The following is an 8,831-nucleotide window of genomic DNA, read 5'->3' on the forward strand; positions in this document are numbered from 1 at the left end:
AACCTACCATGTTTGAAAAAATTCTAATCGCCAACCGCGGCGAAATCGCGCTACGCATCCAGCGCGCCTGTCGCGAAATGGGCATCAAGACGGTTGTCGTTCACTCCGAGGCGGACAAAGACGCCAAGTACGTGAAACTGGCCGACGAGTCCGTCTGCATCGGCCCTGCGCAATCGACGCTGAGCTACCTGAACATGCCTGCGATTATCAGCGCGGCCGAAGTGACCGACGCCGAAGCGATCCACCCCGGCTACGGCTTCCTGTCCGAGAACGCCGACTTCGCCGAGCGCGTCGAGAAATCCGGCTTCGTCTTCATCGGCCCGCGTTCCGACTCGATCCGCCTGATGGGCGACAAGGTCTCGGCCAAGCAGGCCATGATCCGCACCGGCGTACCGTGCGTGCCAGGCTCGGACGGCGCACTGCCGGACGACCCGAAAGAAATCATCCAGACCGCCCGCAAGGTGGGCTACCCGGTCATCATCAAGGCAGCCGGCGGCGGCGGCGGACGCGGCATGCGCGTCGTGCACACCGAAGCGGCCCTGCTGAACGCCGTTGCGATGACCAAGACCGAAGCGGGTACCGCCTTCGGCAATCCTGAAGTCTACATGGAGAAGTACCTCGAGAATCCGCGCCACATCGAGATCCAGGTACTGGCCGACGAACACAAGAACGCCGTCTGGCTGGGCGAACGCGACTGCTCGATGCAGCGCCGCCACCAGAAAGTGATCGAGGAAGCACCGGCGCCGGGCATCCCGCGCAAACTGATCGAAAAGATCGGCGATCGCTGCGCCGAAGCCTGCCGCAAGATCGGCTACCGCGGCGCCGGCACCTTCGAATTCCTGTACGAGAACGGCGAGTTCTACTTCATCGAGATGAACACCCGCGTCCAGGTCGAACACCCGGTCACCGAGATGATCACCGGTATCGACATCGTTCAGGAGCAGATCCGCATCGCCGCCGGCGAGAGGCTGCGCTTCAAGCAGCGCGACATCATGCTGTCGGGCCACTCGATCGAATGCCGCATCAATGCGGAAGATCCGTTCAAGTTCACCCCGTCGCCGGGCCGCATCAATGCATGGCACCCGCCGGGCGGCCCTGGCATCCGCGTCGACTCGCACTCCTACGCCGGCTACTACGTGCCGCCGCACTACGACTCGATGATCGGCAAGGTCATCGCCTACGGCGCGACCCGCGAGCAGGCGATCCGCCGCATGCAGATCGCGCTGTCCGAGATGGTGGTCGAGGGCATCCTCACCAACATCCCGCTGCACCGCGAGCTGATGGTCGATGCCCGTTTCATCGAAGGCGGCACCAACATCCACTACCTGGAGCAGAAGCTGGCCAACAAGCCTGACCTGCCGAAGGCGGCCAGCATCGCCAAAAAGGGCGAAGCATGAGCTGGACCGAAGTCGTCATCGAAATCGCCCGCGACAACGCCGAAGCACTGTCTGACGCGCTGATGGAGGCGGGTGCGCTGTCGGTTTCGGTGGAAGACGCGGACGAAGGCACCGACCAGGAGAAGCCGCTGTTCGGCGAACCTGGCATGGAGCCGGCGGAAGCCGCGTGGGAGCATAGCCGCGTGGTGGCGCTGACAGATGTCGACGCCGACCAGGCAGCCATCGTTGCCGAAGCGGCAGCGGCGATCAAGCTGGACAAGGTACCCCTGTTCACCACCCGCGCGGTGGCGGACGAGGACTGGGTGCGCCTGACGCAGTCGCAGTTCGCGCCTATCCACATCGGCAAGAACATCTGGGTGGTTCCGAGCTGGCACGAAGCGCCGGACCCGGATGGCCTGATCCTCGAGCTGGACCCGGGCCTCGCGTTTGGCACCGGCAGCCACCCGACCACGCGCCTGTGCATGGAATGGCTCGAAGCCCATCCGGCGCCGGGCAAGAGCGTGCTCGATTACGGCTGCGGTTCCGGCATCCTGGCGATGGTCGCCAAGAAGATGGGCGCCGGCGACGTCGCTGGCGTGGACATCGACCCGCAAGCGATCGAATCGGCCAAGGACAACGCGCAGCGCAACAACTGCGAGATCAGCTATTACCTGCCTGATCAACTGGCCACCGCCAGGCCGGAGCACGCCACCGGCCGCTTCGACACCGTGGTCGCCAACATCCTGTCGAGTCCATTGAAGCTGATGGCGCCGATGCTGGCAGGCCGCGTGGCCGAAGGCGGATCGCTGATCCTGTCGGGCGTGCTCGCGCGCCAGGCCGAGGAAGTGGCCGAAGCCTACGCACCATTCATCAAACTTGGCGTCTGGGCCGAGCAGGACGGCTGGGTCGCCCTGCAAGGCCGGATGGGCAGCGACACCGTACCACCGGCACGTTCCGCCGGCGAGTAAGGCATGGCGCTCGCCACCCGGTGCCCCCACTGCAACACGACCTTCAGGGTCGCAGCTGACCAGCTCAAGCTGCGTGGGGGCATAGTCCGCTGTGGCACCTGCCACGAGGTCTTCGACGGCAATGCCACCCTGATCGACCTGGATGCGCCGACTGCGGCGCCCAGCGCGGCGCCGCCGGTTCCCGAAGCCGAGCAGTTTTTCCCCGTCACACCCGAGGCCGAAGTTCCGGCCGTTGAACCTGAAGTTCCCGTTGCTGAAGCCGAGCCTGAAGCTGAGCCTGAGCCTGAGCCTGAGCCCGAGACCGAACCCGAGGCTGCGGAACCGCCGGCCGATTCCGGCGGCGACCAGTTCTACACGCTCGATTTCGACCTCTCGCTGACTCCACCGCCAAAAGCGGAACCTGAACCCGCGCCTGAGCCGGAAGCTGTCCCGGAACCGGAAGCCGTTGCCGAACCCGAGCCAGAACCGCAGCCTGAACCCGAGTCCGAGCCGCCGGCGGATGCCGAAATCCGCCTGCGGACCACGCCGCTGCCGGAAGTCGAATCCGCGCCTTTCGACCTGGCGCCCGACGAGGAAATCGTCGCCACCGCCCTGCCCGACGACGGTCATCCGCACGACGACCACCGTGTGCATCCGGCCCCTGACGCACCTGACTCCGCGCTGCTGCTGACGCGCGAATCCGCGCCCGGCGACGAAATCGAGGTGACCGAGTCGCAGCCGCTGCCCCCGGCGCCGCCGCTCGCGCGCAAAGGCGGCCGCAGGAACAGGCCGCGTCCCGCGCCGCGCCCTGCTCCGGAACCCGAGCTGGAGCCGCAGGCGGAACCGGAACCGGAACTGGCCGAACCTGAACACGAAGAACCCGAATTCGTCCGGCGCGTGCGCCTGAAGGAAGAAAAAGGCCGCACGCGGCAAATGATGATGGCCATCGGATCGGTGGTGCTGGTCCTGGCGCTGTCGATCCAGGGCCTGACCACCTTCCGCAACGTGCTGGCGGCGCAATTCCCGTCCCTGAAACCGCTGCTCGTCACCGGCTGCGCCATGCTTGGCTGCCGCGTCGAACTGCCGGCGCAGATCGACGAACTGGCGATCGAGACGGGCGAGCTCGAAACCATCGCGGGCAGCACCTACCTGTTCACCACCATCCTGCACAACCAGGGCAGCCTGGCGCAGGCCTGGCCGCACGTCGAACTGGCGCTCACCGACGCCGACAACAAGACCGTGCTGCGCCGCGTGTTCGCGCCCGCCGAATACCTGCCGAAGGACGTCGCGCCGGCGAAAGGCTTCGCAGGCAAGTCCGAGCAGCCGGTGCGCATCTATTTCGAACTCGACCAGGTCAAGGCATCTGGTTACCGTATTGCCGTTTTCTATCCATAAGGCCACTCATGTCCAAGACTTCGCTGATCTGCGGCTCGCTCGCATTCGACAAAATCATGCAATACCACGGCCGCTTCGGCGAAACGCTGCTGGCCGACCAGCTGCATAAAGTGAACGTATCGTTCCTGGTGCCGACGCTGAAAACCGAATACGGCGGCTGCTCCGCCAACATCGCCTACAACCTGAAGATGCTGGGCGGCGAACCGCTGATCATGGCCACTATCGGCCAGGACGGCGCCGAATACCTCGACCGCTTCGGCCAGCTGGGCATCGACACGCGCGCGATCCGCACCATCGGGAACGCCTACACGGCGCAGTGCTTCGTCACTGCGGACCTCGACAACAACCAGATCAACGCCTTCCACCCAGGCGCGATGCAGTTCTCGCACGAGAACTACGTCGGCGACCATGGCGCGCTGGCGGTGGCGATCATCGCCCCTGACGGCCGCGAAGGCATGATCAAGCACGCGCGCGACTGCGCCGCGCTGAAGGTGCCGTTCATGTTCGACCCGGGCCAGCAGTTGCCGATGTTCAGCGGCGCGGAGCTGATCGAGTTCATCAACGAGGCAAGCTATGTGGCATGCAACGACTACGAATTCGAGATGCTGATGGACCGCACCGGCCTGACGCTGCCGCAGATCGCGGAGCGCCTGGACGCGCTGATCGTCACGCGCGGCGAGAAGGGTTCGGAGATTTATGCGGCGGGCGAGCGTCACGCGATCCCATGCGTGCCTGCGGCGGCGGTGGTTGACCCGACCGGTTGCGGCGACGCATTCCGCGCCGGCCTGCTGCACGGTATCGTCAATGGCTGGGATTGGCCGACCACGGGCCGCCTGGCAAGCCTGCTGGGCGCGATCAAGATCGCGCACCAGGGTGGACAGAACCACGCATTCACCGCCGACGAGATCGCCCATAAGTTCGAAGCAGCGTTTGGGTACAAGCACCCGTAAGCAAGGAATATCGCAATAAACCCGTAGGGCGGATAAGCGCGAAGCGCGCATCCGCGTGCATGCGTCAACGAGGCGCAAACACGCGGATGCGCGCAAACCGCTTATCCGCCCTACGATTTCAAAAAATCGATCGGAAGCAGCAGCTTTTCGACGGCATCCACCGTCAACGTCCCCGATTTCACGTCAATCAGCTTGCGCTTGCTGGTCTGGCCGTGCGTGATGACGACCGCACTGCGCGGCACCGACAGCACCTCGGCCAAGTAGCGCATCAGTGCCTCATTCGCCTTGCCCTCGATCGGCTGGGCCTGCAGCTTGAGCTTCAGCGCGTCATCCAGTACCCCAATCACTTCGGTCTTTTTCGCATTCGGCGTGATCTGCACCGCCAGGCGCACACCGCCCGGCAGTGCGGAGCACCAGGCACGGTTCATCGAGTTCCGAACACCATGCCCAGCACAACCAGCGCGATCTGCAGCAGGATCAGCGCCACCAGCAGCGACAGGTCAAGCCCGCCGACCAGCGGCACCACGCGGCGCAGTGGACGCAGCAGCGGGTCGTTCAGCGCGCGTACGAGGGGCGCCAGCGGCGCATGCGGGTTCACCCAGCTGAAGATCGCTTCGATGATCAGGAGCGCGATGAAGCCGTAAATAATCCAGGACAGGAAGCGGTGCAGCGCAAGCAGCAGCACCGATTCAAAGGCGAGGCCGCCAATCAGGAGCACCGAGGTGGCCAGCAGCACCACCAGGAAGGCACCGATCAGGCTTGCCCAGTCGTAGCCGCCCACACCCGGCACAATGCGGCGCAGCGGACGTACCAGCCAGTCGGACAGCGTGAAGGTGAACTGCGCCACCGATTGTGGTGGTCGGACACGGATCGCCTGCATCCAGAACCGCAGCAAGAGCACGCCGCCGAGGATGGCGGCGGCAGCGTCGACGATCAACTTGAGAATTACCAGCACGCGGACTCCTTGATAAATGAAAGACCGCGCGCGTGCGCGTGGTCACGGTAAATCCAATTCCTGACCCACAAAAAAAACCGCCGTGTGAAACAGATCACACAGCGGTATTTTGCCTTATCCAGGCACAGCTGGCTATTACGGACGGCTGCTGGTCGGGAAAGGCCATGCTGCTGCTGGAGCCAGGACGGTCTTGGCAGCTGGCGCTGGAGCCGCTGCTGGAGCCGCTGCTGGCGCTGCTGCTGGCTTGGCTTCCGCTGCCGGCTTAGGAGCTGCTGCCTTCTTAGGGGCTGCTGCTTTCTTCGCGACAGGCTTGGCTGCTGCCGGTGCTGCTGCTGGCTTTGCCGCCGCTTTCGCTGCTGGCTTGGCTGCTGCCTTCTTTACTACTGGCTTCGCTGCTGCCTTGGTGGCTGCTGGCTTAGCTGCCGCTTTTTTTGCCGCTGGCTTGGCTACGGACTTTTTTGCTGCTGGCTTAGCCGCTGCCTTTGCTACCGTTTTCTTCGCTGCTGGTTTGGCCGCGGCTTTCTTTGCTGCTGGCTTGGCTGCTGCCTTCTTGGCTGCCGGCTTTGCCGCCGCCTTCTTGGCTGCTGGCTTTGCCACTGCCTTCTTGGCTACCGCCTTTTTAGCTGCTGGCTTGGCTGCTGCCTTTTTAGCTACTGGCTTGGCTGCTGCCTTTTTAGCTGCTGGCTTGGCTGCTGCTTTCTTTGCTGCCGGCTTTACTGCTGCCTTGGCGGTGGTCTTCTTCGCTGCTGGCTTTGCGGCTGCCTTCTTCGCTACTGGCTTTGCTGCTGCCTTCTTCGCTGCTGGCTTAGCTGCTGCTTTCTTTGCTACTGGCTTCGCTGCTGCCTTCTTGGCTGCTGGCTTAGCTGCTGCTTTCTTAGCTGCTGGCTTCGTCACCTTGGTGGCCGGCTTGGCTGCTGCCTTCTTCGCTGCTGGCTTAGCTGCTGGCTTAGCTGCTGCCTTCTTCGCTGCTGGCTTGGCTGCTACTTTCTTGGCTGCTGGCTTGGCGGCTGGCTTAGCTGCTGCTTTCGCTGCTGGTTTGGTGGCGGCGGCTTTCGCGGCCGGCTTCTTTGTTTCTGATTTCTTAGCGGCTGTTGCCATTTGGGTTCTCCTTCATCTGCGATGGGAAAGATTCACGCTACAAGATTTAAACCCGTCCGACCTGTCATGCAGGCCAGGCGAATTATTCATCGGCACAAACCAGTTCTGTGTTTATGCTAATGAATTCGGCACCAGCTGAACTGCTGCAACTCCTCACGATTGCAGCACTTCAGCCATAGTCGTTCCGTCCAATCTTGCGGGGACGGTGAACATCTGAAAATCAGATACGACGAATTCTTTGTTCAGGGACGCTGTCCGCGTGAGGCGCCTGCGCGATGCGCGAAACGAAAAAGCCGCCATGCCTGAACAAATTCAGGCAGTGCGGCTCAGTTTTCGCGGCGTCGTTCAAGTGCATATCTGTTGGAATCAGCTTCCCATTTTTGTCTGTTAGTTCGTCTCCGCGCGTGGCACAAAAACCCACATTCACGTTTTGACAAATTCAATCACGTAAAGTACACGAAAACCTTGTCAGTGCGCAACTGGCGCACTGAAGTTTCGTACGACTTTTTAGAACGCGATGCGCGCGATGCGTTTGCGCTTTACGCGCGAACGATTCAAATGCGCTTCAACACGCATCGCGATCGGTGTGCAAACGCACGCAGCCTGTCGCTGCAACGAGCGCTTTTCGATCGCATGTTTTGTTCGGCCGCGCACGCCGAACCGGATGCGCATCGTCGCGCGATTCGTGTTCATTCGACGAACGATACGCCATTTGAAAATGCGCGGCGCCTGCCTCATCGCGGTGTTGGAATCGAGCGAGAGTGGCCACGTGCGGCGCGCGTCGCAACGTGCCGAACACGCGATGCGTTCACCGATCGAAAAACGCAATGCATTGATTCGTCACGAAAAATAGTCTCGCGCGTGTCGCCGGATAGCGCTCGCGCATGCACCTGAAGGCATTGCGCGAAGTCCCCTGCGCTTCGATTTCAGTGCGCAGTGCGCGCGCGAAAATCGTTGGAGGGCTTGCGGATTTTTTGCGACGGCCATCGCGCGCGGCGGCACGGATTGCGAGCGCATTTTTTGGAGTTCAACGCGCCCTGTTCGACCGTTCGATGCTTGCATGGGCCGCGTTAAGTAGCGCACACATCAGCGCGTCGATGGAGCGATGCGCGCGTGCGATGATGCGCCTTCGTTCATCGCGCGAACCGTTGGGATTTTTCCACAACATCGCACGCATCGCGCGCAGTGAATCGTGCGCGCCGATCGCCGCGCGGATTTTTCGCGGCGATCGGCGCGATGCTTCGTCAGCCTTTCAGTGACTTGAGCTGCGCTTCGGCGTCGGCGCGCGACGCCTTGCCCAAGCCGTTCTTGAACGACATCGCTTTCTCAAATGCAGCGACCGCGCGCGCTTTCTCGCCCAGCGCCTGCAGCGACTTCGCCATGCGGTAGTGGACATGCGCGTACGGCGTCTTGACGAGCGCCTGCTCGAAGGCGGCGAGCGCCTCGCGGTGCTGGCCCTGCTCCTGCTGCACGCGTCCCATCATGTACACGACGTCGGGACTCTCGGGGTAGCGCTTCTGCGCTTCGCGCAGCACGCGGCTGGCGTCGGCGAACTTCTTGCCGCTCATGTAGCTGCCGCCGATCGCGTTCAGCAGGCTCTCCTGGCGCTGCTGCAGGTCGCCGTCCGCGCCCGGCTTTGCGGCCAGCACGGCGGCCTCCGCCTTCGCCACCTTGTCGTCGTTCAGGTCGAGGTGGGCGAGCATCATGCGGCCGGCTTCGGGATTGATCGCAGCGGTTTCCTTCGCGAGCGCCTCGGCCTTGCCGGTGCCGCCGCCGACGATGAACGGCGCCATCATGTAGTACTCCATCAACGAGAAGCGCGCCTCGTAATCGCGCGGGTTCAGCGCCACCGCTTTCTTGAACGAGTCGCGAATCGTGCCGGCGTAGCCGATCGCCGACGAAATCCCGCCGGCCATCGCCTTGGTGCCGAGCGCCTTGCCCAGCGCGAGATGGCAGCCGCCGTTTTCAGGGTGCGCTGCGATGCACTTCTCCGCTTGCGCGGCTGCCTCGTCGAAGCGGCCGTCACGGGTACCGAGGATAGCCTGGGTGCGCGCGATCATCGCGGCGGCGTCCGACGGATCCTTCGCCAGCTTCGCGGCCGCGGCCTTCT

10 protein-coding genes are annotated in these 8,831 nt (G+C 63.2%); 6 read left to right on the top strand and 4 right to left on the bottom strand.

Annotated elements, in window-relative coordinates:
• Positions 1 to 8 precede the first annotated feature (8 nt).
• From accC to D3872_RS21370, 4 genes are read left to right on the top strand one after another with little or no spacing between them, the layout of a single operon-like run.
• Positions 9 to 1,397, top strand: coding sequence for an acetyl-CoA carboxylase biotin carboxylase subunit (gene accC / locus D3872_RS21355; RefSeq protein ID WP_119812682.1), 1,389 nt, complete (start codon positions 9 to 11; stop codon positions 1,395 to 1,397).
• Positions 1,394 to 2,344: a 50S ribosomal protein L11 methyltransferase gene (gene prmA, locus D3872_RS21360; protein WP_119812683.1), complete on the top strand. Its 951-nt coding sequence runs from the start codon at positions 1,394 to 1,396 to the stop codon at positions 2,342 to 2,344. The genes accC and prmA overlap by 4 nt, the downstream gene beginning before the upstream one ends.
• A gap of 3 nt (positions 2,345 to 2,347) precedes the next feature.
• On the top strand, positions 2,348 to 3,718 hold the full coding sequence (locus D3872_RS21365) for a zinc-ribbon and DUF3426 domain-containing protein (protein ID WP_119812684.1): 1,371 nt from the start codon (positions 2,348 to 2,350) through the stop codon (positions 3,716 to 3,718).
• A gap of 8 nt (positions 3,719 to 3,726) precedes the next feature.
• Positions 3,727 to 4,668 (top strand): carbohydrate kinase family protein, encoded by a 942-nt coding sequence (locus D3872_RS21370; RefSeq protein WP_119812685.1) that lies wholly within the window; start codon positions 3,727 to 3,729, stop codon positions 4,666 to 4,668.
• Between the two features lie 110 nt (positions 4,669 to 4,778).
• Here the strand turns inward: D3872_RS21370 and D3872_RS21375 are convergent, their stop codons facing one another.
• Positions 4,779 to 5,096, bottom strand: a complete 318-nt coding sequence (locus D3872_RS21375; protein ID WP_119812686.1) for a DUF167 domain-containing protein — start codon at positions 5,094 to 5,096, stop codon at positions 4,779 to 4,781.
• Complete coding sequence (locus D3872_RS21380) at positions 5,093 to 5,623, bottom strand: YggT family protein (RefSeq protein ID WP_274381754.1); 531 nt, start codon at positions 5,621 to 5,623, stop codon at positions 5,093 to 5,095. The genes D3872_RS21375 and D3872_RS21380 overlap by 4 nt, the downstream gene beginning before the upstream one ends.
• Positions 5,624 to 5,867: 244 nt before the next feature.
• Between D3872_RS21380 and D3872_RS25840 the strand changes: the two genes are divergently transcribed.
• Positions 5,868 to 6,860, top strand: coding sequence for a hypothetical protein (locus D3872_RS25840; RefSeq protein ID WP_182915886.1), 993 nt, complete (start codon positions 5,868 to 5,870; stop codon positions 6,858 to 6,860).
• 368 nt (positions 6,861 to 7,228) lie between these two features.
• On the opposite strand, the gene D3872_RS25365 is transcribed toward D3872_RS25840, so the two are convergent.
• Positions 7,229 to 7,549 carry a hypothetical protein gene (locus tag D3872_RS25365; protein ID WP_147373953.1) on the bottom strand — a complete coding sequence of 107 codons (321 nt, stop codon included), beginning with the start codon at positions 7,547 to 7,549 and terminating at the stop codon, positions 7,229 to 7,231.
• A gap of 56 nt (positions 7,550 to 7,605) precedes the next feature.
• On the opposite strand from D3872_RS25365, the gene D3872_RS25370 reads away from it, so the two are divergent.
• Positions 7,606 to 7,980: a hypothetical protein gene (locus tag D3872_RS25370; protein WP_147373954.1), complete on the top strand. Its 375-nt coding sequence runs from the start codon at positions 7,606 to 7,608 to the stop codon at positions 7,978 to 7,980.
• Here the strand turns inward: D3872_RS25370 and D3872_RS21395 are convergent.
• Positions 7,966 to 8,831: tetratricopeptide repeat protein (locus D3872_RS21395; RefSeq protein ID WP_147373955.1), on the bottom strand; the 866-nt coding region annotated here is incomplete at its 5' end. The two genes, D3872_RS25370 and D3872_RS21395, sit on opposite strands and share 15 nt — an antisense overlap.

It is taken from the genome of Massilia cavernae, from assembly GCF_003590855.1.
GTDB classification, from domain to species: domain Bacteria; phylum Pseudomonadota; class Gammaproteobacteria; order Burkholderiales; family Burkholderiaceae_D; genus Telluria_A; species Telluria_A cavernae.